The following is a 25,921-nucleotide window of genomic DNA, read 5'->3' on the forward strand; positions in this document are numbered from 1 at the left end:
CCCCTCTGGTGCTAGTCAGACCCGTAGTCGCGCGCTTTTCACCCGAACGTGGGGTTGATCAAGCCCGCACGGGGTGCATGGTGCTCGGATGGTGGCATTGACTTTCACGAGAGGAGGATGACCTGCGATGAGTGGGCGGTTGCGGAGTCGCCAAGCGGCGCACGGGAGCTGGGCGAATACTGCCGATCGGTCTGCTCGTGCAGAGGCCGCTCGGAGGGCCAGCGAGTCACGCTTTGTCGTTGAGCCCGCGAGCTCCACCGGGACGGGGCAGCGCAGCAGGTCGACGGTGCCGCCCAGTCTCTGCGAAAGGCGCACTTCGCGAATCTAGCGCTCCTGCCTGCACAGGCGCGTCGTATCAGGAAGGAGTCCAGTGGAGCTAGAAGACGCAGGGGGCTCGTCGGTTAGTAGACCAGCCCGGAGATACACGTATCCGGAGGCGGCGGAGATCCTTCGAGTTCAGCCTCGGTGGCTGGCAGAGAACATCAAGCGGTTGCCGCACTCAAGGAAAGGCCGAACCGTCACGTTTTCCGAAGCTGATCTGGACGCCGTCGATGTCATGTTTCATCACCAACCACCGATGCCGGCACCGGTGGCCAGTTCTCCGACCGTCCCAGCAGGTACGCACCCCCTTGCCTCACTGAAGCCGATGCCTTCTCGCCGAGCACGTCGGTGACCGAGGCGCCCCGCCCTCCTGTCACCGGGGTGCCGATTGCCGATCGTTAGGGTGCCAAGCCCGCTATTGCCCAGTGTGAAGGCAAGACGCCGACTACTGATCTTTTCGTAAGTTCGGTGGGTGTGGTGGGTGGATGGTCAGTCCGGTATGGGCGAGGAATGACCACGGCAGTTGGGGGTTGGTGTTGATGCGGTGGATGCCTTGCTCGGTGGCGTCGGCGACATCGGCGAGGTGGTCGCCGGTGAGGTTGGCGAGTTCACGCTTCTTGAGCGAGGACCACAGCAGTTCCACCGGGTTCAGCTCGGGAGCGTAGGCGGGTAATCGTTCCAGGGTGAGCCGTGCCTGTTCGGCGACCCATGCCTGCATCGCCCGGTTCCAGTGGGCGGACAGGCCGTCCCAGACCAGGACCACTCGCTCGCCGCGGTAGAACACCTTCATCTGCTCCAGGACCTCGATGAGTCCGGCGGTGTGGTAGCTGCCGGGTTTGAGGTGGAAGCACAGGCGGGCCCCGCGATCGGGCTCGGTGGAGTGGTAACCCAAGGCCCCGGCCATTGACGCGCGCTTGCAGTTCTGGCGGTGCCGCAGGAGCGGAGTCTGCCCTCGGGGCGAGTAGGTGCGGCGGACCTGGGGGAGCAGGGAGACGCCTGATTCGTCGAGGAAGACGATCCAGGCGCGTGTGTTCACGGCCCCTTTTTGATGCGCGGCCACTTGTGCGCGATCCATCGGGCGATCTCCGACTCGTCCCGCTCGACCGCCCGCCGCTCGGGACGTTGCAGGCTCCATCCGAGCCGGCCGGTCAGCAGCCGCCACACCGACGCCCTCGACAACACCACCCCCGTGGCCCGGGTGACGACCGCGCCGACTCGTTCCAGGGTCCACAGGTCAGCCTCGAAACCATGAGCCTGGGCACCTTGCTCCAACGCGGCCCGGACCGTCTCGACCTGGGTGTCGTCCAGCTTGGGTGGGCGCCCGGTGGCTGCCCGTCGCCGCAAGGCCGAAGAACCGCCTTGCTCCCACACCCGCCGCCAACGCCGCACACTCTCGGCACACTCCCCCACCGCCCTCGCGATCTCCGCATTCGAGACGCCGTCCTCAAACAATTCGACTGCCCGAACACGATGCGCCTCCGCCAACTGAGGCCGCGACAAAGGAGGGAGGGAGGAGCCGGCAACCGAAGGGGAAGGTTGATAAGCCACCCCGACAGCCTCCCACTCACACGGCCACCACACCCACCGAACTTACGGAAAGTTCAGTAAGACGGTGGGCGAAAACGGCGTGGGGCGCTGTCTACCTGAGCGCCGTGGCTGTGGTTGTTATGTGGCGAGTTGGCGTTCTAGGGGTGTGCGGTAGCAGGGGGTGATGCGGGTGTCGGCGAGGAAGGCCGTCAGCCGGTTGATCTCCTGCTCGACGGCTTTGCGTGCTTGCTTGCCGGGGTCGATCAGGAAGTGGTGGGTGATGCGGCGGTCGGGGCGTTGGGCCCAGACGCCGATGATGCGGCCGTTCCACCACAGGGTGGGGCCGATGTTGCCGTTGCGGTCGAACAGGGCCCCGGTGTGGTCCGCGTGGAGGTAGAACGCTCGGTGGCGCCAGCCCATGGCCGTGGGGTCCAGGCTCGGCAGGAGTGCCACTGCAGGCTCGGGAGTGGGCGGGGGTTCGGTGTCGTCGGGCAGGAGATAGCCGGTGCCTTCGTCGAGTTCGACGGCTTCGGCGCCGACGCCGGCCAGGGCTTTGCGGGTGTCGGTGAGACTCCATCCGGTCCACCACTTGAGGTCGTCGGCCGTGGCGGGTCCGAAGGCTGCGAGGTAGTGCCGGGCGAGGGTAGTCTTCGCCTCTGCCGGAGGGACCTGCGGGAGGGGTTCAGCGGGCGCCCAGCGGAACTGGGCGGAGGTCCAGGAGCCGGCGGGGCGGGCACGGCGGATGTGACCGTCGGCGGCCAGGGCGCCGAGGATCGGTGAGCTCACGCGTTGGCGGGACTCGTAAGACTTGCCGGGGAAGGTGACGATCTGCTCGCGCAGGGCGGGGATGTCAGCGGCGAGTTCGGCAGCCGAGGCTGCACCTCGCGCCCCGAGAGCGTCGCGGAGGTCGCGTTCGACGACGGTGTAGCGCGCCTCGTCCCAACCGGCGGCCTCACGCAGAAGTTTTACCGCGTCCGCGCGGTGGTTGACGGAGAGTTTGGCCGTCGCTGCTTGGGCGGTGGGCGCAAGCGCGGCAGGGACGACGAACATGGTGCGGCGCATGCAGCGCAGGCGCGCCAGGGTGACGTCCTCGTAGAGAGCCTGCTCGATGGTGGTGACGTTCGGGGTGGTCATGCGGGCGGCCGCCGACAGGAAGACGGTGGCGGGATCGGTGGCGTGCAGGGCGACCAGGGCGTCGGTGACCTCCTCGGGGCTGTCGACGCGCGCCGAAGGGGCGAGCAGGTGGCGGCGGACTAGACGGGCGCGGCGCTCACCGGGGCTGATGCGGCGCAGCGTGGTGGGCGTGGGGCTCACCGGACGACCTTGAGGTTGAAGTGCTCGTGTCCGAAGGTGCGGGCCAGGGAGAGGTAGAGGGGTTGGAGCATTTCAGTGGCGCGGGCGGCGGGTAGGTCGCCGAGGTCGATGATGTCGCGCCATCCGTAGGCGGTCAGCAGGTCGGTGACCTGGCGCTTGGCGTCTTGGTCGTTGCCGGCGAGGAAGAGGGTGTGGTCTGCGGCGGCCAGGGCGGCGGGGTCGGTCATCAGGTGGGCGGCGACGGTGTTGACGGCCTTGACCACCTTCGTCAGGGGGAAGGCGCGCTGGATCTGTTCGGCGAGGCTGTCGTTGCCCACCGGGTCCAACAGCGGCGCGGACCCGCCCCACGGGGCCGCCAGCGGGGCAGCGACCGGGGTGGTGAAGTCGTTGGGTGTGGCGGTGTCGATGAGTACTTTTCCGGCCAGGCTGTCGGCCCCGGCGGCAGTCAGGGCGCTCAGCGAGGTGGCGCCGGCGGTGGCGTTGACCAGCAATTCGGCGTCGGCCGCGGCCTGGGCGTAGTTAGCCAGGGATATGTCCGGGTGCTGCTCAGCCCAGGCGGAGAAGGGCTCGGTGCCCATGCTGTCCGGGGCGGTGCGCGAGCGTGTGGCCTGGGGGCTGCGGGTGCCGACGGTCACTTGGTGGCCGAGGGCGGTCAGGGCGGCGGCATGGGCGCGGCCCACCGCGCCGGTGCCCAGCACTGCGATCTTCATCGTGGTTCCTCTGGTCGCTGCCCCGCCACCGGCGTGACGGGGCGTGGGCGGGGCGGCCCTGGTAGGCCGCCCACGGCGGGTGGGTTACCAGGTCTGCTTCTGGTTGACGCCGATGATGTAGCCGTCGGGGTCGGTGAAGTAGATGACCGTCCGGCCCTGCACCTCGGTCTCCTTGACCACGTCCACCAGGGGCCGGATCCGCTCGACGAAGCTGTCGACGTCGTCGACGGCGAGGTAGAACATGCCGAAGGCGCCGACGGGGGTGTCCTGCAGCGGCGGGAGCCACTTCCGCAGCTGGTCATGGCGCTGGATCATGAGCGCGAACTCGCCCCCGAAGAGCAGGATGCGCAGATCATCGTCGTTGTCGGTGTTCGCGCCCGTGGGCAGGGCGGTGAAGCCGAGCTTCTCGTAGAAGTCGACGGTCACCTGGGTGTCCTTCACGCCCAGGCACGCGGAGATGGCGGGAGCCTGCATCTCAATCACTCCTTGAACAGAGGGCACGGCGCCCGCGGACCGCGGCTGCGCCGCTTCGGGAGCCTCAGCAGTCGCTCGCTGGGCGGCTCACCGAAATGAACAGTACATCTGTACTGTAAGCCAACCCAGGCATGCTCGCAACTCGGGCATAAGGGTGTTCGGGGTCGTGGCATGAGTGGTCCGGATCGTCGCAGATGAGGGGCAGTAGAGGTGGTGTGCAATCTGCGTGGCAGAACTCGCGGACGAGTGAACTCGGCGACGGGTAGGCGTCACCCCAGACGGGAGGTGCACCTCATTCTGGAGGTCGTATAGTACGTACGTACATCAGGAAGGGCCTGGATGCCTGCGAAAGGTGGGAGAGACCGGATGGCCGACGAGAAGCCCCCGTCGCCGGCGCGGCGGCGACGTGACCCACAGCGGCGCATAGAGGAGATCGCCGCCGCCACGGAAAAGGTCATCGCCGAGCGTGGCATCGAGGGGGTGACCCACCGCGCAGTCGCCGAGGAGGCCGGCGTCCCTCTGGGGGCGACCACCTACCACTTCGCCACCAAGGACGACCTGATCACCGCCGCCCTCACCCGGGCCACCGACCGCTACGCCGCCTACCTCGACAACTGGGTCGCTGAGCGCCCCGACCTGAGCACCGACACCCTCGCCGTCCTGCTCACCGACGTCCTCCTGCGCTGCTTCGGCCCCGACCGCGATCAGCAGGTCACCGAATTCGAGCTCTACCTCGCAGCGCTGCGACGCCCCGCCCTGCGTCCGCTGGCCGACCGCTACACCGACGCAACCGTCCACGCCCTCGCCCACTACACCGACACCCTCACCGCCACCGCCACCGCCGCCGCCCTCAACGGCCTTACCCTCCGCGGCCTCGCCGGCACCCACACCCTCACCCGCACCGACCTCGAAACGGTCCTGCGACACATCCTCCGCCCCCATCCCGCAGTCGACCACTGACCCGGAGGTGCCGTGTCATCGCCTGGGAGGCGCCCGACGTCGGCCACGCCCTCCACGTGCTCTTTCGCGGCGGGAGCCGGGCGCGCGGTCAGGGCGCCTTCCTGCCGCAGCCGCTTCTTCAGCCGGTATCGGCCATGCCTGTCCGTGAGCGGGCACTGTCGGCTAGCCGCGTTGCGTGCGGGATGCCGATTGCCCACATGGGTGGTGCTTCGTAACCGCAAGGATTCGCATGGAGTTCGTCAGCCATGGACGCTCGCAGAACCTTCGCAACCCTTGCAGTCACCGTTACTACCGCGGGTATTGGACTTGCGGCAGCGGCCCCCGCCTCAGACTGGCGGCATCGGAGGCTTCCTGTCGCCAGTGCGGCGGTGCCGACCTACCTGTAGACACCTCCTATGACCGCTACATCACCGCCAAGGCTCTCCAATTCCTGGGGGCTGGGGCTCTCTAAGCGATCGACTGCCTCCAGCCGACCCGCTCCCTCGCAATCCTCTTGGCATCGGTCAAACCGCTGCCCTGCGCGTATCTCACATCCCACAGCTACCGACCCGACTCAGACGCTGTCAGGCGACGGCCCGACATCCAATCAAGTTCAGTACCTTGGCGCCGGCTAGGCAGCGGACTGGTCGCTTTTCAGCCCAAGCGACGCATGTCTTGTCTCCGCCGATTCAGACGCTCTCGATGTAGGCGATGTGCGCCCGGAGGTCCTCCTCAATCTCTTCCTCATTTCCAGAGGCCGGCAGCTCCCAGTGGGTTTCGTCACCGATTTCCATCGCCCCCTCGCTGCTGAACCGGATGAGTTCGGGAGAGGGGCTGAACTCGTCGCGCAGCCATTTCGCGATAGGAGCGGCTTCCCCTGGGGAGATCCCGATAAGCGTGATGCAGCCGCACTCCTCCACGGGAATGGTCGCCATGCCCTGGACGTCGGCTCCCTGCCCCACCGTCACCTCGAAGTCCAGGTAGCTCCCGCCCCGGAACCTAGTGGGCATCAACTGTGTGACGGCATCAGGAAACTGGCGCTTGAGGGCTGCTTCGAAGCCTTCGAAGGTCATGTGCCATGAGTTCGCGTTGTCGACCGGAGGGTAGAAGAGGAGGGTTGCGCGGTTTTCGTTGTCAGTCATGGGGGAGTCCGTAGTCTCAGGGTTCGTAGCGTGTGGTGCCCTGCACGCCGGTCATGGCTATCATGCTCTGCCAGTAGGCGGAGCCTTCCTTGTCATTGGTGATGATCTCGAACCCCTTGATCTTGGAGTTGCGCGGGTCCGACATGGCCGCGTGGTAGCGCAAGAGTTCCCGTTCGTCTGCCGGGAACATGCCGTCCCGGCGCGGGTCGAATTTGACCGTCGCCCCGTCCTGCTTGAGCTGGACCGGCGTGCCCAGTGTCTTGTCCACTTCGCTCAGACGCCGGAAGGTATTCCGGCATCCGGGCTCCCGGACGTACTTGGCCTCCACGGCGTAGCCGTCCGCAGGTCGCAGCCCGTCGACGCTCAGCCCTCGTTTGGACGATCCAGGTGCTCCGGCGGGGAGCGGTACTTCGCGTTCGGGGTAGCCGGCCACCCTCCTCTGATACGCGTTCTCTGGCTTGCTGGCGTCACCGCCACCGGCAAAGCCGTGAGCGGGCAGCGAGTTCCGCCAGGTCCGAAACGCGGCCTGCCCCGCAGGGGAGAGCAGGTTGGGGTGGTTGGGCGGCAGCGGGTCGCTGTGCGAGAGGCTCGGGTCCACCGCTTGCCCCATGGGCAGCAGGGCTGGTGCTGCCGTGGAGGCAAGCATGATCGGGACGGGCACCCTGATGCCGCCGCCCGGCAGCAGCGGTGGCCGGGGCGCGGTGTCCCCGCCGGGCAGCCTGATCCGTGCCTGCGAGGAGTCCAGGTTGTGCGCGATGTCGCCGAGCTGACGGATGCGGGGATCGCCGAGCACCGCGTCGTAAAGGCCGCCGTCGAAGCCGTTCCCGCCCAGCATCGGCTGCTCCCACGGCAGGTCGAGCCGGAAGAAGTCAGCCTTGTGGACATCGATGGCGGCCAGTGCGGTTTCGATGTGGTCCGCGTAGTTGTCGCAGGCGTTCGCCAACTGGGTACACGCGCCGACAAGGTTGGCCATCAGAGGCTCGTCACCGTGGGCCTGTGAGGGAGGACTGCCGGTGCCGATGCACCGCTTGAAGTAGTCCTGGAACGCGTCGGCTGCGGGCCCGGTGTGATGGCGTCGAGCCGTCGAAGCGCATATCTGGGCTTCCCCGTAGAACCGCTCCATGAGTTTTCCGGCGTGTCGCCACGACCCGGCGACATCCCGCGCCTTCTGGGCTGATCCGCGGTAGAGATCGCCGCCGCCCGGTGCGTACTGGTCGTACCAGGCGGTGTCGCCGACGGCTTCGGGCAACTCCTTGCCCAGTCCGATGAAACGGGACGAACAGTCCGCTCCCGGATCTCCCATATTGGCCGAGAGATCTTCCTGCTTGCCGAGCAGCTCGGCACTCACCTGGCTCTCGGTCGCCATGTACTCCCGGGCGGACTGCATGATGCCCGCACCTGTCGCCCCCATGATGTACGAGCCGAAGCCGATCTGGTCGAGCGTGGCCTCAGCAGCCGCTTTATACACAGAGGCGAACGCTCTGCCGGCATCATCGTCCCCGGCCATCCCGCGCTGGTCCTGCAGCTCACTCGCGAGACCGATCGCAGTGTCCCGGACGCCCCGCATGACGTCCATCATCGCCATCGATGCCCGGATCATCTGGCCAGCGTCAATTTCGAAACCGCTCAATGTCGTCCCCCGGTCGGCAGCATGGCAAATGGCCCCTGTTCTACCGCACAGCGATCACTGGCTGATGAACAGGGGCCGGAACCAGACAAGAATCCGCCCTGCAGCCCGCCACAGCGCCACGCTGCTGCAAGGTCCCTGCCCGCTTCCCTTGCCTAGCCCGTGATCACCGCCGCCGGGGACGGTTCTCCGCCTGGTGGGCGACGGCGGCTGCGGCAGAGACCGGAGTGGGCGCGGTCCGAGGACGCTGCGGCCGGGGAACGGACGCAGGCGGGGTGACGTAGCCGAGGTGGTGCAGTCGCCAGATGAGGACGTCGCTGATCGAGTCCGCGCTGTCCAGTTCGCGTTGCGTGGCGGCCTTGGTCAGCAGGGCGGCGGTGTCATGACCGGCACGGTCGGCCTGGTCGAGCACCGCGGCCAGTGCGTCCCAGCCCGGTTCAGCCTGGAGACGCTCGGCAAGGTGGGGGACAGCGGCGCGGACCGTGTCGGCGTACCGCTGCTGAGCCTGGGCGGGAAGGCGCTGGCCGTAAGCGCGCATGGCGGCCAGTGGTGCTGTGGCGGTGGCCTGGTAGGCGGCACGCAGATGGTTAGCGGCACGCTCAGCGGCCTCGGCCTGCTGGGCGTGGCCGCGGGCAGCATGCCATCGTGCGGCGGCGATGACGGCCAGGACCAGGACATCGAGCACCAGAGCGGTGGCGGCACCGTCCTGTCCGCGTCCGAAAGCGGGGCCGGAGTGGACGATCTGGTGGGCCGCGCGGCGTAGCGCGTACATCTGCTCCTTCTCCGCTCGGATGTGGGAGCGAGTGGCACGCTCGAAGTGCTGTGCTGGTTCCCGCAGTTCGGCTCGCATGGGTCCGGAGGAGGTCTGAGCCAGGGCGTCGAGAACCTCGCCGACCCCGATCATCTGGGCCGCCGCGGTGCCGTCGTCGCGGGATGCCATCGAGTCCAGGGCCGTGTTGGTGGCTTCGGTGGCGAAGTGGCGGGCACGCGCCGGAGCCGAGGCGCCGCCGCGTTCCAGGGCTGCGGGCAGCTCGGGCATGTCTGCGGTGGCGGCGAACCGTTTGCGGATCCGGGGCAGGGACAGGTCCGGTGCGAGCTCGGATCCGGAGTACCAGACCGGCTCGCCAGTTCCGTTGCGGTCAGCGACGATGGCGACTTTGTAGCCAAGGGCGTCGCCGGAGGGCGCGAGGCGCTTGTTGATGCGGACGCCTTCGGCGGCGAGCCGGTCGAAGAACTCGGCTTCATTCACAGCGCCGGCCAGAGCCCGGTGGACGTGCTCGCGTAGCAGCTGCCGCGAGGCGGCTTCCTGGCCGAGGCGTTCGGCCTTGCGGCGTTCGGCGCTGGTCGGGCGTTTAGCGGCGGTGCCGTCGCCTTCCTTGAGGCGGCGAAGTCCGAACTCTTTCTCGATCTTTCGGCATTCGGCCTGGGCGCGGGTGCCGTCCTTGTGGTGGCGGGGGCGGGTGCGGTCGGCGCGGACGAGGGTGGCGACGATGTGGATGTGGTCGGGGGCATGGCGGACTGCGATCCAGCGGCAGGCTTGGTCGTCGCCGTCGGGGGCGATGCCGGTGGCGTTCAGGACGCGGCGGGCGACGGTGGCCCATTCCTCGTCGGACAGGATCCGGTCGCCGGGGGCGGTGCGGACGGGGCAGTGCCACACGTGCTTCTTGGGGGCTTTGCCGCCGAGGGCGTTGACCCACAGGTCGAGGTCGGCTGCCAGTTCGCTGAAGGTGGCGTTCGGGTCGCGGCCGGGGTCGGGCAGGTGGGGGTCGTAGGCGTCGACGAGGTGGGGGTCGACGTGGGCTTCGATGTCGCTGGTTCGGTAGAGGTAGTGGAGCAGGCCGATGGTGCGGTTGCCGCGGGAGACGTCGGGGATCAAGGTGGTTCAGTTCACCAGCTTCCGTGCGGCGGTCCGGATCTGGGTGGCGGCGTCGGCTACGGCGTCGGTGGCGCGGGCGAGGTGGATGGCGTCGCCCCCGGAGTTGAGGACCTTGGCGATCTGGTTCAGGTTGGTGCCGGCGCGGACGAGCTGGATGCGGGCGGCTTCCAGGCGGTCGAGGGTCTCGTCCTGGTCTAGGCGGGGGCGACCGTGGAGTTCGGCGTGGACGGCCTGGGCGATGAAGCGGGCCTTGGAGACCCCCTTGGCGTCGGCGGCTTTCTGGATCTCTGCGGCTTCGGCGGTGCTGGCGCGGAAGGTCTGGCGTTCGGAGCGCTGCTTGGGCTGGCGGGATCGGCGCCTGCCCTGCTTGGCCCTCTGCTCATGGCCGCCCTCGGCCATGAGCTGCTGGTCCTGCGCCCCCTGGCGCGGGGCCTCCTCCGCCACCCCTGGGGCGGAGGCAAGCGCGCTGGACCGGCCCTTGGACGGTCCAGTGCTACAGCTTGCTCCGCCTGCGGCTGAAGTGGCCCCGTCTGCCTCGTGGTGGGGGATGGCCGCGTGGAAGTGGTCACGCATGAGCGTTCTTTCTGTGGTGTGCGGGTGTGACAGGATTCGGTGTCCTTGGGGTGGTGTGGGCTACTGACGCCAGTGGCGGGATGACGCTGCGATAGCCCGATGTCTGCAAGCCCGGACCTCGGCGTCCGGTCCGCAGACCGGCAGATCGACTGCCTGGTCCGCGGCAGGAATGTCGGCGCATCGCGGACGGTCCACCGATCGCTGCAGCGGAGCGAGCCTTCGGTCCGTACCGCCGTCCGCAGAGGTCGGTCCGCGGTCCGGAGGAGAACCGGTCCGCTGTCGGCGGACCAGTGGGCTGACCTGTCTCTTTGTCGGTCCGCAGACCGGACTGGTCTGCGGACCGGGCTGACTTGCGGACCGGGCTGGGCTGCGTGGTGGTCCGCGGAGTTGGTCCGCTGGGCCGCGGACCGGTGCCGGGCAGTCCGGGGGACCGGTCCGCAGATGCCTCGGTTCGATTCGGTCCGCGACGCTGGTCCGCAGTCCGCAGTCCGCAGTCCGCAGTCCGCAGTCCGCAGTCCGCAGGGGAGCTGGTCCGCGGCCCGCGGCCCGCGGCCCGGGGTGTCGGGGTGCGTCGTCTGGTCCGCGTTCCGGGTCAGACGGCTGGAGGGTGATGGTCCGCTGCGGCGGCGGACGGTCCGCTAAATGCTCGCTGCTCTGGTTCCCCGCTGAGCGCTACACCCAGCTCCTGGCGGCCTGGAGCAGACCGCCGGGTGCGTGCTCAAGTGGTGACTGACGAGGCCAGAGGCGCTCAGTGGCGATCTGGGGGCCGTTGGCGAGCCTGCTGGGCTCGGTGTCGACCGTGCGCGGAAACGCGCTGACGAGCTGACATGGAGGCGACAGGCGCGGTGTTCGAGTTGTGGACGGAATCGGCATCCCACGAAGCAGGCGGCGTAGCGGCGAGGGCGTGGTGGCCGGTCGGCGGGGCTCGCGGCCAACACCGTAACCCACGATTCCGGATTGGCCATGGCCACGGCCAGAGCGATCGGTCCGAGACCGGTAGGGGCGAGTTCGTCGGTGAAGCGACTATCCCCGGCGCGCGACCTCGATCGGCCTCCAGTCGGGGTCGCGGAGGCGTTGGCGCACCGCGCCCCGAAAGGAAAGATCCAGGATCCAAGATCCTAGATCCAGACGACGAGCCCTCGACGAGCCCTCGACGAGCCCTCGACGAGCCCTCGTCAAAAATGCACGAGGGCTCGTCGAATGTCGCCTGACCTGCAGTTTTCCGTTGAGGGGCGGTGAGGTCCGCAAACCTCGGCGGACAGTGACGGGTCCAAGGGGCGCGTTGATGGCGCGCCACCCCTTCAAACCATCGAACTACCACAAAGCGGATTGCATGCGGACTCGTCGAGCCCTCGTCGAATACTCGCGAGGGCTCGACGAGCCTTCAGCGAGTATTCGCCGACTGCACGGCATCAACGTCGACGGTCGGTGCCAGGAGTCGCGTATAGCAGTGGATCCCGGAATTCCGTAATCCGGGTTTCTCCTGACGATTGAACAGGTCCGCACCCCGCTGCACGTGGTGGCGCAGCCCGTGCGGAGGTGGAGGACCAGTGCCGCGCGCTCACGCGGAAGGGAGTTGAGACGAGCGCGCGTGCTGAGTCCCCCTGCGCCGGGGTGAAGCACCCACCCGGGCGAATCGTCTCCCCCCTGCAACGGCGTGCCGTGGCGCTTTCCTTGCGCCCGACGCCGAGTGAGGAACCCATGTACCGATCCGCGATACCCCCTGCCCTCGTCACGCCTGTCGGCCCCGGCCTCTCCGCCGGCCGTGTCGCGATGGAGGCATCGGCTTGACCCACACCTCCCGCCGGCCGAGCGACAAGCTGACCGTCGACGAGTTCTGCAGCGAACTGCGTATCTCGCGCTCGACCTTCTACGAGTGGCGGCAGAAGGGCCGGGCTCCGCACTGCATACGGATCCCGAACGGTGCCCTGCGTATCCGGCGCAGCGACATCGAGAATTGGCTGACGGACTGTGAGGGCCGCGCGTGACAGACCGGTCCTTCAAGGTCCGCTTCTACGACACGGAGGTCTACAAGGGAAAGCGCGGCACTACCCACACCGTCCGCTGGTCCGTGAACGGCAAGCGCCGCGGCGAGACCTTCAAGACCAGCGCCCTCGCGGAGTCTTTCCGCGCGACGCTGCTCGTCGCGGCGAACAACGGCGAACCCTTCGACCTGGAGACCGGACGCCCGGTCTCCCATGCCTCGCCCGCGGCCGAGGTCACCTGGTACGAATTCGCCCTCCAGTACGTCGACATGAAGTGGCCCCGAATCTCGGCGAACAACCGCAAGAGCACAGCCAAGGCCCTGACGAAGATCACCCTCGCCCTGCTGCATGCCCAACCGACGCACTTCGACCCCGTCGAGGTCCGCAAGGCCCTGCGGGAGTACGCGTTCAACAAGAACCGACGCGACGAGGCCCCTCCCGAGACGCGCACGCTCCTGTCCTGGATACGGCGCAACTCCCTGCCCATGCGCGCCTGGGAGGACTCCAAGCACGTCGATAACGTGATGCTCGCGCTCGGCACCCGGTTGGACGGGTCGCGGACTGCGGCCAGCTCCGTAAACCGCGACCGGCGCATCACGAACGTGGTCCTGAAGCACGCCATCCGGCAGAAGATCCTCAGGACCAACCCGCTACCCAGGGGAAAGGGCGAGAACGTCGCGCCCAAGGCAGCCGGGGCTGTGGACAAGCGGTCTCTGCTCCATCCCGGCCAAGTCGCCGGTCTCTGCGTCCGGAGGAAGCCGTCGCCCTGCGGGTCGATGCCGCGACGCTGCCGGCTTCCGGCTGGGGAGAGTTCCTGGTCCACGCCGCCGAGCCCGAGGTCGGCCGCAACTGGACCGATAACCGAGAAGTCCATGAGACCCGTGAGCTCAAAGGGCGAGCCGTTGTTGACACCCGGCCCGTGCCCGTACATCCCGCCCTCGTCGCGATCCTGCGCGATCTGACCGAGGAGGACGGCCTCAAGCCCGGCGATCTGCTCTTCCCCGGGGAGAAGGGCGGGCTGCTCGCCGGATCGGTGTTCCGGCGGGTCTGGCGCAAGGCCCGAAAGGCAGTGCTCGACGAGCACGAGTACAGCTCGCCCGTCGGCAAGCGTGTGTACGACCTGCGCCACACCTGCCTGACGACCTGGCTCAACAACGGCATCCCGCCGGCCCAGGTCGCCGCCTGGGCGGGCAACAGTGTCCCCGTCCTCCTGGCCACCTACACACGCTGCATCACCGGACAGCTGACCGAACTCCAGGGGCGGATCGAAGGGCCCCAGCGGCTGCCTGCCGTGCCCGCAGCCGTGAAGGGTCCGTCGGAAAACTTCGGGAAGTTTTCGGGAAAACCAGCCGCCGAGAGCCCTTCAAAACCGGCGGCAGCCGGACTGGCGCCCTCGCCGCCGGGAGTCGTTCCGGCTCTGCCGAAGCCGTCACGCCGCGTCCGTTAAACTGCCCCTGACCTGCAAAAAAGCCCTCCACGAGGGAGGGCTGCAGAACGCGGGAAGAAGAGCGCCCCCGGCAGGACTCGAACCTGCGGCCAAGTGCTTAGAAGGCACCTGCTCTATCCACTGAGCTACGGGGGCCGGGCGGTGGACGTGGATCACGGACCGCGGACAAGGATAGAGGTCCGGGTGCCTCGTCCCGGTTGCTTCACCTCCGTGGCACGTTGTGGAGGTTCGGTGAAGCGGTCCCGATAATCGCAGGCAGGTACGAATTCTGCACCGATTTTGGCGTCGCGTGCACCGGGTGTTGTGCACTCGTTATGCCTGCGCCCCACTTGTCGCGTCCGTCTCATGGGTCACTCATCCCGTTCTGTGGGGGTTCTTGCGGGGCACACGAGGGGTTATACGCTTCAAAAACCCAACGAAATTGGGCATTCTGCACATGTGGCGACCTTGGACGTACGACCCCGGCTCATCGACGCGCTGTCCGTACTGCGCGACCGTGTCGACGCCGCACGCTTTCCTCTGCCACTCCAGGGTGCCGCGCGCGCACGTCGGAACAGAGCTGAGCTGCTCGCGCAACTGGATGACTATGTGATGCCCCGGCTGCGCTCGCCCCAGGCACCGCTGCTCGCCGTCATCGGCGGATCGACCGGTGCGGGCAAGTCCACGCTGGTCAATTCGCTGGTGGGGCGGCGCGTCTCGGAAGCGGGTGTGCTGCGCCCGACGACGCGTACGCCGGTGCTCGTCTGCCACCCGGACGACCGTCACTGGTTCGCGGGACAGCGGATCCTGCCGCAGTTCACCCGGGTGTGGGTGCCCGAACAGGACGGGGGCGACGGATCGGATGACGCGTATCGGGACGCCGTTTATCGGGATCCCACGCAACGGGAGCCCGCCTATCGGGACCCCACTTATACCGATACGGGTTCTGCCTATCGGGGCCCGACCCACCAGGACTCGACCTCTCGGGACCCTGCCTGTCGGGAGGCCGCCTTTCGGGGTCGGGCCTATGGGGAGGGCGCGGCGTATGGCGGGGGGGCGTATGAGGGAGGGGCGTATGAGGGAGGGGCGTACTCCGGCGGGGGTGGGTTCGGGCCGGGGCAGGGCCGCGGGCAGGAGCGGGCGGCCGGGGACGGGCCGGGGACGCGGCAGGGGCAGGCACACAGCCAGGGGCGGGGTGGTGACGGGGCCGGGTACGGCGCTGGAGGAGTGGCGCGGGAGGAACGGGACGAGCGAGGGGAAGGGGAGGGGCGTCCGGAAAGGGGCGGGCGCGCGGCGAGTGGGGGGCTCGGCATTGTGGGGGAGGGGCTGCCCACGGTGCGGATCGAGACGGATCCGGCGCTCCCCAGTGGTCTGGCGCTGCTCGACGCGCCCGACATCGACTCGCTGGTCGCCCGAAACCGTGAGCTGGCCGCCGAGCTGATCTGCGCGGCGGATGTGTGGGTGCTGGTCACCACGGCCGCCCGGTATGCCGACGCCGTGCCCTGGCATCTGCTGCGCACGGCCAAGGAGTACGACGTCACGCTGGTGACCGTGCTCGACCGGGTGCCGCACCAGATCGCCCCCGACATCTCCGGGCGGTACGCCGAACTCCTCCAGCGCGCCGGCCTCGGCCACGTACCGCGCTTCACCATTCCCGAACTTCCCGAGTCGGCCGGCGGCGGCACCGGCCTGCTGCCCGCCACCGCGGTCGCCGCGCTCCGCGACTGGCTGGAGCGGCACGCCCGCGACCCCCTCGCCCGTACGGCTGCCGCGGAGCGTACCGCCGCCGGAGTCATCGCCTCACTGCGCAGCAGGGTGCCCGCGCTGGCCGGGGCGGCCGCCGCCCAGTACGCCGCGGCACTCCGGCTGGCCGGGCGGGTCGAGGAGGCGTACGAGGACGCGTCCGACCGGGTACGGCGGGAGGTCGCGGCCGGCGAGGTGCTGGCCGGAGACGCGCGGGCCCACTGGCGCGACCACGAGCTCGGCGGCCGTTCGGACGAGTTGCTGGACGCGCTGACCGACGGGCTCACGTCCCTGCTCGCCTGCGCCGTGGAGGAGGCCGACGAGCGCGCCGCCGACGCCTGGCGGCGCGATCCGGCGGCGGCGGAGCTGTCACTGACGTTGCAGGCGGGTGCCAAGGGGGCGGATGGGCGGTTGGGAGTCATCGTCCGGCGCTGGCGGCGTTGCCTGGAGGAGTTGGCGGAGGAGGAGACCCGCGAGGCGCGTGGCGGGCAGGCGGGCGAGCGGGCGGGCTCCGTGGAGCCGGAGGAGTCGGCGGCGCTGCTGGCCACGGCGTTGCTCGGCGGCCGGCGGGCGCGTACGGCGGGCGAGCATCTGGCGGAGCTGTTGGGCGCCCAGAGCGCGCTGCGGCTGTGCGAACGGGGCGGCCGGCTGCTGGCGACCTACCTGGAGCACGCGCTGGAGACCGAACGCGAACGCCGGTTGGCCCCTCTTGACCGACTCGCCGTGCCACCGGATCAACAGGCCGATTTGATCGCCGCGCTGTCCGTACTGCAGAAGGAGAAGGTGTCGGGGTGACCGCTTCCACGGAGCACATGGGGCAGACCGCCGAGCACCTCGGGGAGACCGCCGAGCACCTCGGGGAGACCGCCGAGCACCTCGGGGGCACCGGGCCGGTGGGTGGCCAGTCGGACGGGGGGCGCTTGGGGCAGCGGGAAGGGGGAGGCGGAAGGGACCTAGGGGGAGGGGACCGAGGAGGAGGAGAACGGGGCGGTGGTGGGCGGGGGGTGCTGGAGGGGGAGGCGGGAGCTGGCCACCTGGCTGATGCTCCGGAGGGCCCGCCAGGTGCCGGGGCGCAGGAGGTCCAGGAGGCCCACGAGGGTGCCGGGCCGGGAGTAATTGCCGTTGACGGGGAACCGGTGGCAGCAGCCGTGGCGGGGGCGCCGGAGGGGACGGTGGGCGCCGCTGAGGTTGAGGTGGATGTCGTCCGTGATGCGGAGGGTGCTGCCGAGGCGGAGGCGGACGCGGATGCAGCGGCCGAGGGGGAGCTGGTCGAACCCGTGGTGGGGCACGACCGGGCCTGGGATGACGGGCTGATCGCCCGGCGGTCTCGGCGCGGAGCCATCCCGGGGCCCGGGGCGAGGCGGCGGGAGGCTGAGTCCCACGACGAGCTGCACGGTGAGCCGCAGGGTGACCGACAGGGCGAGCCGCACGTCGTCACCCAGGGCGGCGAGCCACCTGCGGGGCCACGCCCGGATGGCCTCCAGCGCGGTGTGAGCGTGGGCGTAGGCGCGGGTGCGGGCGGCGACGTGGCCACGGCCCGGGGCAGGGATACGAAACGGGGCGCGAACAGGGACAGGGACAGGGACAGGGACAGGGACAGGGACAGGGACAGGGACAGGGACAGGGACAGGGACAGGGACAGGGACAGGGACAGGGGTGGGGATATGGCCGGAGCCGTCACCAGGAGCGCGTACGCGACGACACCCCGCCGAGCTTGGGCCGGAGCCGGAGCCGGAGCCGGAGCCGGATTCGGCCACGGGGCCGGTCTCAGCGGCGCCCACGACACCCGTCCATACGGGCTGGACGGCGAGCGGCGCCCGGTCGGTGAGGAGTTGCGGCCGCGACTGGAGGCGTTGCGGGAATTGCTCGCGCTGTCCCGTAGCCGGCTGGACGCCGACACCCTGAGAGAGGCGGGCCGGGTGCTGGAGGCCGCCGACGAGCGGTACCGGCTCTCGGGCGAGCACACCGTCGTCGCCATCGCGGGCGCGACCGGCAGCGGTAAGTCGTCGCTGTTCAACGCGCTGGCCGGGGCGAATCGTTCGCATGTCGGGGCGCGTCGGCCGACGACCTGCGAGCCGGTGGCCTGTGTCTGGTCCGGCGGCCGGCCGGGCGCGGACGGGCTGCTGCACCGGTTGGGAGTGCCGGCCCGGCGCCGCCACACCCCGGCGGACGCGACCCCGGAGCTGAGCGGTCTGATCCTGCTCGACCTGCCCGACCACGATTCGGCGGCGACCGAAAACCGTGCCCAGGTCGACCGCATGCTGGAGCTGGTGGATGCCGTGATCTGGGTGGTCGACCCGGAGAAGTACGCGGACGCGGTCCTGCACGAGCGGTACCTGCGCCCGTTGGCGGGCTACGCCGAGGTCACGTTCGTCGTGCTCAACCAGGTGGACCGGTTGCCGGGCGACGCCGCCGACCAGGTCGTCGACGATCTGCGCAGGCTGCTGGACGAGGACGGGCTGGCCCTGGGCGAGCACGGCGAACCGGGAGCCGCGGTCCTCGCGCTGTCCGCCGCGACCGGCGAGGGCGTCGCGGAACTGCGCGAGACGCTCGGCCAGTTCGTCGCGGAACGGGGTGCCGCCGATCGCCGCCTGGTCGCCGATGTGGATGCTGTGGCCGAGCGCCTGCGCGCGGTGTACGTGGCGGAGCGCCCCGTCGGGCTGACGGAACGCGCTCGGGGGGAGTTCGACGACCGGCTCGCCGAGGCCGTGGGCGCGGTCGCCACCGGGCGCGCCGCGGAACGTGACTGGCTGCGACACGCCGCACGGGCCTGCGGTTCACCGTGGGCGCGGCTGTACGGGTGGCGGAGCGCGCGGCGTGCGGAGGACGGGCCCGAGGGGGGCCGACGGGCAGGGGTGGTCGCCGGGGCCGGTGGGGCCAGCCGTGGACGAGCGGCCTGTGGGGGGTGGCCCACGGGCGCGGCGGGTGCGACCGGAGGAGGCCGTGGGCGGGGCGCCGAGACCGGAGCGGCCCGTACGGGGCGGCTTGCGGGGCAGGGCGGGAGCCGACGGCACGGCGTCGGGCGGCAGGGGCGGGCCGAGCAGTTGAGGGCGGTGGCCGGCGTGCCGGGTGCCGGCTGGGGCGATGCGTCGGCGGACGGTCGGGCGGCGGCGCGGCCGGTGGTGGAGCAGGCCGTACGCGCCGTCGCCGCCGAGGCGTCGCACGGGCTGCCCGCACCGTGGGCCCAGGCGGTGCGCGAGGCGGCGGGACGCGGCGCGGTGGGGCTGCCGCAGGCGCTGGACAAGGTGGCGGCCGAGGCGGAGGAGGCGCTGCGCGGCGGGCCGGCCGTGAAGCCGCGGTGGTGGACGGTGGCCGCCGCGCTCCAGGGACTGCTGTTCGTCCTACAGGTCGTGGGCGTGCTGTGGATGCTCGGTGTGGTCGCGGGCGTGGTCGACGCGGCGGCGTGGCTTTCCGCGCTGCTGCCGGCGGTCATCGGTTCGGTGGGCGGGCCGGTGCTCGGCTGGATGTGCGCGGTGGCGGCACGCGGCCCGGCCCGGCGGTACGGGCAGGAGGCGGAGCGGCGGCTGCGCGGCGCGGCGGCGCGGTGCGGACGGGCCAGGGTGCTGGAGCCGGTCGCCGCCGAGTTGTTGCGCTACCGGGAGGTGCGCGAGCGGTACGCGGTGGCGTCGGGAGCGTGAGGGGCGGGACCGCGTTCATTTCGCCCTGACCGGTGGGAGATTGGGGCCGCGTCGCCAGCACGGGCACGACCACGACCACGAGCACCACCAGGAGCAGCACAGGAACGCCCACAGGCACGACCACGGGCACGCGACGAGCACGACCACGGGCACGGCCACGAGCACGCGATGCGCACGAGCACGAGCACGCGACGCGCACCAGCAGGACGAAGGCGGTGAGCCGCTGACGGCCCGGGCCAGGACCGCCGAGCCCGCCGAGCCCGCCGAGCCCGCCGAGCCCGCCGAACTCCCCGACCCGCCGAAGCCGGCGAAGTCACCGAACCACCCGACCCCCCCCGGACCCCGGCGACCCCGCCGAATTGGCCGCGCCGCCCGGCGTATTGGGAGCCGGCCACGAGGCCCAGGCCCCTCCATCCCCCCTCCCAGGTGGCCGAGTTATCCACAGTCGGGCCGTCGCCCACAGCCCGCAGCGGCCGTCGCGGATTCCCTGCACCATCAAAGCGCGGGCGGATCGCCGCGGCACAGCCGGCGGGGCTCGGTGAGAAGCGGACGGGGGGAGTGGGCAGATGAACGACACGATGGTGACGCTGGTGGGGAATGCCGCGACGGCGGTGGAGCATCGGCAGACGACGGCGGGGGTGGCGGTCGCGAGGTTCCGGCTGGCGGTGACGTCCAGGCGCTGGGACAAGACGCGGGAGTGCTGGTCCGACGGGGAGACGAGCTTCTACACGGTCCGGGCATGGCGCGCACTCGCGGACAACGCCGCGGCGTCGGTGGCGGTGGGCGAACCGCTCCTGGTGCACGGCCGCTTGAGGGTCAGGGAAGGGGAGAAGCCTCCCGAGCAGGGTGGGCAACGCTGGTTCGCGGCGGAGGTCGACGCGGTCGCGATCGGGCACGATCTCGCGCGCGGCACCGCCGCGTTCCGCAGAGTGGTACGGGCCCGTACGGACCTCGTCCCGCCGTCACCGCAGGGCGTGCGGCCCGCAACCCCCGCACCACCCACGACGGTTACGCCCCTCCCACCCGCAACCCCGCCAACCAACCCATCAGCCACCCCGCCAACCGACCCACCAACGATCCGAACCACCCCAACCGGTCCACCAACCACCCCGCCATCTCCCAACTCCCTCCCCCTTACCTCCCCCAGGCATTCGAAGGGAGCCACTCTGTGCGGGAGCGAAACGCCCGAAAAGGCGGCAGTACCCTGAAAGATCCCGGTGATTTGTCGATAATCCCAGGTCGGGATGCCTGTTGCCGGTAACGATTGTGATTCGGATCGCTTATGGGATGCCATTGGTGGGGACCCTGATGCGCCTGCTCCATAAGATCCGACGAGTACTCACGGGGGCTGAGTTATTCGGCTGTTGAGTTCTTTGGGATCTTTCCGGCGAGGCATCCTCTCCCACTCGACCGCCTCGCCCAGAGGGGAAATCATGCTTTCGATGAAGAGGCGGGGCGCAGCCCGCCTTGCTGCCGCGATCGTGGCCTCCGGCCTGGTCGCGGCGGGTGCGATAGCCACCGCGGGGACCGCCGCGGCGGACGACACCACCCCCGCGCACGGGGGCGCCACCGCCACGTTGGGCGGGCTGAAGACCTTCGATCAGGCGATCGTGCACACCGGCGGACAGGACCAGCGCGTAGGCGCGGGACTGTTCGAGATGTCGGTCGACAACGGCGGCACGCTCCAGACGTACTGCATCGACATCCACAACCCGACGCAGCAGCAGGCGAAGTACCAGGAAGTGCCGTGGAGCGCCTCGTCGCTGCACAACAACGCGGACGCGGGCAAGATCCGTTGGATCCTCCAGAACTCCTACCCGCAGGTGAACGACCTGGCGGCGCTGGCGTCCAAGGCCGGTGCCGGGAACCTCACCGAGAAGACCGCCGCGGCCGGCACGCAGGTCGCGATCTGGCGCTTCTCCGACCACGCCAAGGTCGACGCGATGGACCCGGCGGCCGAGAAGCTCGCCGACTTCCTGGAGAAGAGCGCGCAGAACCTCTCCGAGCCCAAGGCCTCCCTGACCCTGGACCCGCCGGCCGTGTCCGGTAAGTCCGGCAGCCGCCTCGGCCCGGTCACCGTCCACACCAACGCCGACAGCGTCACGATCTCCCCGGCCGCCGGTGCGCCGGCCGCTGTCAAGGTCGTCGGCAAGGACGGCAAGCCCGTCACCAGCGCCGCCGACGGCACGCAGCTCTTCTTCGACGTCCCCGCGGGCGCCGCCGACGGCAGCACCTCGCTGACCGCCCAGGCCGCCACAAAGGTCCCGGTCGGCCGCGCCTTCACCGGCATCGGCGAGCACGCCAAGAGCCAGACCCAGATCCTGGCCGGCTCCAGCGAGTCCACGGTCTCCGCGGCCGCCACGGCGTCCTGGAAGAAGCAGGGCGCCATCCCGGCGATCACCGCCGAGAAGAACTGCGCCAAGGGCGGCGTGGACGTCACGGCCAGCAACAAGGGCGATGAGGCGTTCCGCTTCCAGCTCTCCGGCAAGGACTACGAAATCGCGCCCGGCAAGTCGCAGACCGTGACCGTGCCGGTGGCCGAGGACCAGCCCTACCAGATCACGATCAAGGGTGAGGGCGGCTTCAAGAAGTCCTTCTCCGGGGTCCTGGACTGCAAGACCGCCGGCACCGGCGACAGCACCCCGTCCCCGAAGCCCACTCCGGCCACCGCCGGCGGCACCGCGGGCGGCGACACCGGTGGCGACCTGGCCGAGACCGGTTCCAGCAACGCCACCCCGATGATCGCGGGCATCGCGGTCGTCCTCGTCCTGGTCGGCGGCGGCGCGGTGTTCTTCCTCCGCAAGAAGAAGGCCGGCACCCCCGCTCAGTGACGCGCTGAGCAGCCGGTCGATACGGCGATGACCGGCAACTGTTCGTAGACCTCGTGGCCCCGGAGCGCCCTTCCCGCTCCGGGGCCACGGGCGTTCGACGTGCGGCACAAGGTGCGCCAACGCTGACACAGAGCGACGAAGTGGACACCGATCCGGGCCCGCGTCAGTGCTGAGCAGGGGCGCTCTGACCTACTCGTTTCCGCCAGAGCGCGGCCGTACGGCAAGATGGGGTGTATCTGCCCTCGCGCGGCCACGCCGCACCATGGCCCAGGCGGCGGAGCTCACACAGACCTGATAGATCCAAAACTGCCGGACGGTTTCTCTTGGCTGAGTACATCTACACGATGCGCAAGACGCGCAAGGCGCACGGCGACAAGGTCATCCTCGATGACGTGACGCTGAGCTTCCTGCCGGGCGCGAAGATCGGTGTCGTGGGTCCCAACGGCGCCGGTAAGTCCACGGTGCTGAAGATCATGGCCGGTCTTGAGCAGCCGTCCAACGGTGACGCGTTCCTCTCCCCGGGCTACACCGTCGGCATGCTCCTCCAGGAGCCGCCGCTGGACGAGTCCAAGACCGTCCTGCAGAACGTGCAGGACGGCGCTTCCGAGATCATGGGCAAGCTCCACCGCTTCAACGAGGTCGCCGAGCTGATGGCGACCGACTACTCCGACGCGCTGATGGAGGAGATGGGCAAGCTCCAGGAGGACCTCGACCACGCCAACGCGTGGGACCTGGACACCCAGCTCGAGCAGGCCATGGACGCGCTGGGCTGCCCGCCCGGCGACTGGCCGGTCACCAACCTCTCCGGTGGTGAGCGCCGCCGCGTCGCCCTGTGCAAGCTGCTGCTGGAGGCCCCCGACCTGCTGCTGCTGGACGAGCCCACCAACCACCTGGACGCCGAGTCCGTGCAGTGGCTGGAGCAGCACCTCGCGAAGTACCCCGGCACCGTCGTCGCCGTCACCCACGACCGGTACTTCCTCGACAACGTCGCCGGCTGGATCCTGGAGCTCGACCGCGGCCGCGCCATCGGCTACGAGGGCAACTACTCCACGTACCTGGAGACCAAGCAGACCCGCCTGAAGGTCGAGGGCCAGAAGGACGCCAAGCGCGCGAAGCGTCTGAAGGAAGAGCTGGAGTGGGTCCGCTCCAACGCCAAGGGGCGGCAGGCCAAGTCCAAGTCGCGACTGGCGCGTTACGAGGAAATGGCCGCCGAGGCCGACAAGATGCGGAAGCTGGACTTCGAGGAGATCCAGATTCCGCCGGGCCCGCGCCTGGGCAGCATCGTCGTGGAGGTCGAGAACCTCTCGAAGGCCTTCGGCGAGAAGGTCCTGATCGACGACCTGAGCTTCACGCTGCCGCGTAACGGCATCGTCGGCGTCATCGGCCCGAACGGCGCCGGCAAGACGACGCTGTTCAAGATGATCCAGGGCCTTGAGACCCCCGACTCCGGTCAGATCAAGGTCGGCGAGACCGTCAAGATCTCCTACGTCGACCAGAGCCGCGAGAACATCGACCCCAAGAAGACGCTGTGGGCCGTCGTCTCCGACGAGCTGGACTACATCAACGTCGGCCAGGTCGAGATGCCCTCGCGCGCCTACGTCTCGGCGTTCGGCTTCAAGGGCCCGGACCAGCAGAAGCCGGCCGGCGTGCTCTCCGGTGGTGAGCGCAACCGCCTCAACCTCGCGCTGACCCTCAAGCAGGGCGGCAACCTGCTCCTCCTCGACGAGCCGACCAACGACCTCGACGTCGAGACCCTCTCCTCGCTGGAGAACGCCCTGCTGGAGTTCCCGGGCGCCGCGGTGGTCGTCTCCCACGACCGCTGGTTCCTGGACCGCGTCGCCACCCACATCCTGGCGTACGAGGGCAACTCCAAGTGGTTCTGGTTCGAGGGCAACTTCGAGTCGTACGAGAAGAACAAGATCGAGCGCCTCGGTGCGGACGCGGCCCGCCCGCACCGCGCCACGTACAAGAAGCTGACCCGGGGCTGAGGGTCGTGCGACACCTGTACTCCTGCCCCCTGCGCTGGTCGGACATGGACGCGTTCGGCCATGTCAACAACGCGGTGTTCGTCCGCTACCTCGAAGAGGCGCGGATCGACTTCATGCGGCGGCTGGCGCCGGGGGGCGGCAGCCCCTCGTTCACGGGCGGCTCGGTCGTCGCGCGGCACGAGATCGACTACGTGCGGCCGCTGGTGCACCGGCACTCCCCGGTGACCATCGAGCTGTGGGTGACGAAGATCAGCGCCGCGTCGATGACCATCGCGTACGAGGTCAAGGACGAGGACACGCTGTACCTGCGGGCCTCGACCGTCGTCGTGCCGTACAACTTCGCCGAGGAGCGTCCCCGCCGCATCACCGCGGAGGAGAAGGCCGTTCTGAAGGAGTTCATGGCGGACGCCTCGCACCAGGAGGGGGCCGTCGCCGTATGACGGCGCTGCGCCTCGCCGATGCCGGGGAGGCGGCGGACCTCGCCGCCTTCCTGGCCCGGCTGATCCACTACGACCGCGCCGCGGCGGTACGGCTCCAGGCCGGCGGCGGCGTCCTCGCCGTCTTCGGCCGCCCGCCGTCCTTCGAGGTGCTCGCCATCCGCACCGCCCGGCTCGCCGACGACCGCACCCTGGACGTCACCGTCTCGGCGGGTGAACTCCTTGAGGGGATAGAGGAGTCGGCGGACACCGTGACCGTGCCGGCCGCCGTCACCGGGCCTCCGTGGGCCGGGCTGCTGCCGCCGCGCGGCGGCTGGCGGCGCGTGCCCGGCCTGCCCGCGCCCGACGCGCTGGCCCGCGCGGTGGCCGCGGCGGTCGCCGAGTTCCGCGCCCGCGACGAGGCGCTGCCGCCGCAACACCGCACCCGCGGTGAACGCGATCGCATCGGCCGGGAGATATGGTCGCGCACCCTCGGCGACACCCACCTTCCGCTGCGCGCCGCGCACGCCGCCCAGGCACTGGGCTTCCTGCGCCCCGCCCACGCGGGCGCTCACGCGGGCGCCGGGACGCCACCCGCGCCCCCCGGCCCCCAGGACCCCACCCTGCTCGCCGCGGGCGGCTGGCTGCGTCTGAGCACCGCCTACGGCTCGATCGCCGTCCGCACGGGTGGTCCGGCCGGCCTGACGAGCCTGTCCGGGCTCACGGTGACGCCCACCTGACGCGCTTGCCCGCTACGCGGCCGCCGGTCTTCCGACCGACCCGTTCACGGGCGGTGTGACGCTTCAAGGACGGTGCGGCGCGGGTCCACCCGGCCGGTCACTCATCCGCGGTGTTGATCATCGAGGCGGCCGCGTACGTGAGGTAGTCCCACAACTGCGTCTCGTGTGCCTCGGACAGGCCGAGGGAGTCGACGGCGTCGCGCATGTGCCGCAGCCACGCGTCGTGCGCGGCCCGGTCGACGGTGAACGGGGCGTGCCGCATCCGCAGCCGGGGGTGGCCGCGCCCGTCGCTGTAGGTGCGGGGGCCGCCCCAGTACTGCATGAGGAAGAGCGCGAGCCGCTCCTCGGCCGGACCCAGGTCTTCTTCCGGGTACATCGGGCGCAGCAGCGGGTCCTCGGCGACTCCCTGGTAGAAGCGGTGCACCAGGCGACGGAAGGTCTCCTCGCCACCGACCTGTTCGTAGAAGGTCTGTTCCTGAAGCGTGCCGCGTGGAATCTTGTTCACCCGTCCATGGTGTCAGACGCGCCGACCGAGGACTTCGGATGTAGGTCGCCGGACGGCAGGGCGGGGACTGCGACGCCCGCGGACCGGGAGCGTGGGGCGCGGGAATCGCCGATGGCAGGACGGGGGCGGGCGGGGCGCGGGACAGT

The 25,921-nt window shown here is 70.0% G+C and carries 22 protein-coding genes and 1 tRNA gene; 11 read left to right on the forward strand and 12 right to left on the reverse strand.

Annotated features, from left to right (window positions below; all coding sequences use genetic code 11):
• Window positions 1-766 precede the first annotated feature (766 nt).
• The 5 genes from ACZ45Z_RS05240 to ACZ45Z_RS05260 form a co-directional block, all read right to left on the reverse strand.
• Complete coding sequence (locus ACZ45Z_RS05240; protein WP_468356355.1) at window positions 767-1,357, reverse strand: IS630 family transposase; 591 nt, start codon at window positions 1,355-1,357, stop codon at window positions 767-769.
• Window positions 1,354-1,902 (reverse strand): winged helix-turn-helix domain-containing protein, encoded by a 549-nt coding sequence (locus ACZ45Z_RS05245; protein WP_468356358.1) that lies wholly within the window; start codon window positions 1,900-1,902, stop codon window positions 1,354-1,356. Before ACZ45Z_RS05245 ends, ACZ45Z_RS05240 begins: the two co-directional genes overlap by 4 nt.
• A gap of 84 nt (window positions 1,903-1,986) precedes the next feature.
• A complete protein-coding gene (locus tag ACZ45Z_RS05250; RefSeq protein ID WP_468356361.1) occupies window positions 1,987-3,162 on the reverse strand; it encodes a winged helix DNA-binding domain-containing protein in 1,176 nt (391 codons plus the stop codon).
• Window positions 3,159-3,872, reverse strand: a complete 714-nt coding sequence (locus tag ACZ45Z_RS05255; protein WP_468356364.1) for an NADPH-dependent F420 reductase — start codon at window positions 3,870-3,872, stop codon at window positions 3,159-3,161. Before ACZ45Z_RS05255 ends, ACZ45Z_RS05250 begins: the two co-directional genes overlap by 4 nt.
• Window positions 3,873-3,956: 84 nt before the next feature.
• The gene (locus ACZ45Z_RS05260) at window positions 3,957-4,346 is read right to left on the reverse strand and encodes a VOC family protein (protein ID WP_468356367.1); all 390 of its coding nucleotides are present in this window, start codon (window positions 4,344-4,346) and stop codon (window positions 3,957-3,959) included.
• Window positions 4,347-4,712: 366 nt separating this feature from the next.
• On the opposite strand from ACZ45Z_RS05260, the gene ACZ45Z_RS05265 reads away from it, so the two are divergent.
• Window positions 4,713-5,306, forward strand: coding sequence for a TetR/AcrR family transcriptional regulator (locus ACZ45Z_RS05265; RefSeq protein ID WP_468356370.1), 594 nt, complete (start codon window positions 4,713-4,715; stop codon window positions 5,304-5,306).
• 668 nt (window positions 5,307-5,974) lie between these two features.
• On the opposite strand, the gene ACZ45Z_RS05270 is transcribed toward ACZ45Z_RS05265, so the two are convergent.
• The 4 genes from ACZ45Z_RS05270 to ACZ45Z_RS05285 all read right to left on the reverse strand — a co-directional run bounded on the left by ACZ45Z_RS05270 (window position 5,975) and on the right by ACZ45Z_RS05285 (window position 10,374).
• On the reverse strand, window positions 5,975-6,427 hold the full coding sequence (locus tag ACZ45Z_RS05270; protein ID WP_468356373.1) for a hypothetical protein: 453 nt from the start codon (window positions 6,425-6,427) through the stop codon (window positions 5,975-5,977).
• 16 nt (window positions 6,428-6,443) lie between these two features.
• On the reverse strand, window positions 6,444-8,027 hold the full coding sequence (locus tag ACZ45Z_RS05275) for a restriction endonuclease fold toxin-2 domain-containing protein (RefSeq protein WP_468356376.1): 1,584 nt from the start codon (window positions 8,025-8,027) through the stop codon (window positions 6,444-6,446).
• Between the two features lie 193 nt (window positions 8,028-8,220).
• On the reverse strand, window positions 8,221-9,930 hold the full coding sequence (locus ACZ45Z_RS05280) for a relaxase/mobilization nuclease domain-containing protein (RefSeq protein ID WP_468356379.1): 1,710 nt from the start codon (window positions 9,928-9,930) through the stop codon (window positions 8,221-8,223).
• A gap of 6 nt (window positions 9,931-9,936) precedes the next feature.
• Window positions 9,937-10,374, reverse strand: coding sequence for a plasmid mobilization protein (locus ACZ45Z_RS05285; RefSeq protein WP_468356382.1), 438 nt, complete (start codon window positions 10,372-10,374; stop codon window positions 9,937-9,939).
• Window positions 10,375-12,290: 1,916 nt separating this feature from the next.
• Between ACZ45Z_RS05285 and ACZ45Z_RS05290 the strand changes: the two genes are divergently transcribed.
• Genes ACZ45Z_RS05290 through ACZ45Z_RS05300 form a run of 3 tightly spaced genes read left to right on the forward strand, consistent with a single transcriptional unit; the run spans window position 12,291 to window position 13,935 of the window.
• Window positions 12,291-12,491: a helix-turn-helix transcriptional regulator gene (locus tag ACZ45Z_RS05290; RefSeq protein WP_468356385.1), complete on the forward strand. Its 201-nt coding sequence runs from the start codon at window positions 12,291-12,293 to the stop codon at window positions 12,489-12,491.
• A complete protein-coding gene (locus ACZ45Z_RS05295) occupies window positions 12,488-13,450 on the forward strand; it encodes a hypothetical protein (protein ID WP_468356388.1) in 963 nt (320 codons plus the stop codon). The genes ACZ45Z_RS05290 and ACZ45Z_RS05295 overlap by 4 nt, the downstream gene beginning before the upstream one ends.
• Window positions 13,408-13,935 (forward strand): hypothetical protein, encoded by a 528-nt coding sequence (locus tag ACZ45Z_RS05300; protein ID WP_468356390.1) that lies wholly within the window; start codon window positions 13,408-13,410, stop codon window positions 13,933-13,935. The genes ACZ45Z_RS05295 and ACZ45Z_RS05300 overlap by 43 nt, the downstream gene beginning before the upstream one ends.
• A gap of 62 nt (window positions 13,936-13,997) precedes the next feature.
• Here ACZ45Z_RS05300 and ACZ45Z_RS05305 read toward each other — a convergent pair.
• A tRNA-Arg gene (locus ACZ45Z_RS05305) sits at window positions 13,998-14,070 on the reverse strand.
• A 312-nt stretch (window positions 14,071-14,382) separates the two neighbouring features.
• On the opposite strand from ACZ45Z_RS05305, the gene ACZ45Z_RS05310 reads away from it, so the two are divergent.
• Window positions 14,383-16,452, forward strand: a complete 2,070-nt coding sequence (locus ACZ45Z_RS05310; RefSeq protein WP_468357350.1) for an ATP-binding protein — start codon at window positions 14,383-14,385, stop codon at window positions 16,450-16,452.
• A 158-nt stretch (window positions 16,453-16,610) separates the two neighbouring features.
• Here ACZ45Z_RS05310 and ACZ45Z_RS05315 read toward each other — a convergent pair whose 3' ends face one another.
• A complete protein-coding gene (locus tag ACZ45Z_RS05315; protein ID WP_468356392.1) occupies window positions 16,611-16,946 on the reverse strand; it encodes a hypothetical protein in 336 nt (111 codons plus the stop codon).
• Window positions 16,947-17,321: 375 nt separating this feature from the next.
• Here ACZ45Z_RS05315 and ACZ45Z_RS05320 point away from each other — a divergent pair, with 375 nt between their 5' ends.
• The 6 genes from ACZ45Z_RS05320 to ACZ45Z_RS05345 all read left to right on the forward strand — a co-directional run bounded on the left by ACZ45Z_RS05320 (window position 17,322) and on the right by ACZ45Z_RS05345 (window position 25,270).
• Window positions 17,322-19,295, forward strand: coding sequence for a YfjP family GTPase (locus ACZ45Z_RS05320; RefSeq protein ID WP_468356394.1), 1,974 nt, complete (start codon window positions 17,322-17,324; stop codon window positions 19,293-19,295).
• Between the two features lie 578 nt (window positions 19,296-19,873).
• Entirely contained in the window at window positions 19,874-20,503 is a 630-nt protein-coding gene (locus ACZ45Z_RS05325) for a single-stranded DNA-binding protein (RefSeq protein ID WP_468357353.1), read from the forward strand.
• A 225-nt stretch (window positions 20,504-20,728) separates the two neighbouring features.
• Window positions 20,729-22,126 carry an LAETG motif-containing sortase-dependent surface protein gene (locus ACZ45Z_RS05330; RefSeq protein WP_468356396.1) on the forward strand — a complete coding sequence of 466 codons (1,398 nt, stop codon included), beginning with the start codon at window positions 20,729-20,731 and terminating at the stop codon, window positions 22,124-22,126.
• Window positions 22,127-22,449: 323 nt separating this feature from the next.
• Complete coding sequence (ettA, locus tag ACZ45Z_RS05335) at window positions 22,450-24,114, forward strand: energy-dependent translational throttle protein EttA (RefSeq protein ID WP_468356399.1); 1,665 nt, start codon at window positions 22,450-22,452, stop codon at window positions 24,112-24,114.
• A gap of 5 nt (window positions 24,115-24,119) precedes the next feature.
• Entirely contained in the window at window positions 24,120-24,554 is a 435-nt protein-coding gene (locus tag ACZ45Z_RS05340; protein ID WP_468356402.1) for an acyl-CoA thioesterase, read from the forward strand.
• Entirely contained in the window at window positions 24,551-25,270 is a 720-nt protein-coding gene (locus ACZ45Z_RS05345; RefSeq protein ID WP_468356405.1) for a DUF8010 domain-containing protein, read from the forward strand. Before ACZ45Z_RS05340 ends, ACZ45Z_RS05345 begins: the two co-directional genes overlap by 4 nt.
• 97 nt (window positions 25,271-25,367) lie before the next feature.
• On the opposite strand, the gene ACZ45Z_RS05350 is transcribed toward ACZ45Z_RS05345, so the two are convergent.
• Window positions 25,368-25,775, reverse strand: a complete 408-nt coding sequence (locus ACZ45Z_RS05350) for a globin (protein ID WP_468356408.1) — start codon at window positions 25,773-25,775, stop codon at window positions 25,368-25,370.
• Between the last annotated feature and the right edge of the window lie 146 nt (window positions 25,776-25,921).

Source organism: Streptomyces sp. NPDC031210, assembly GCF_055570395.1.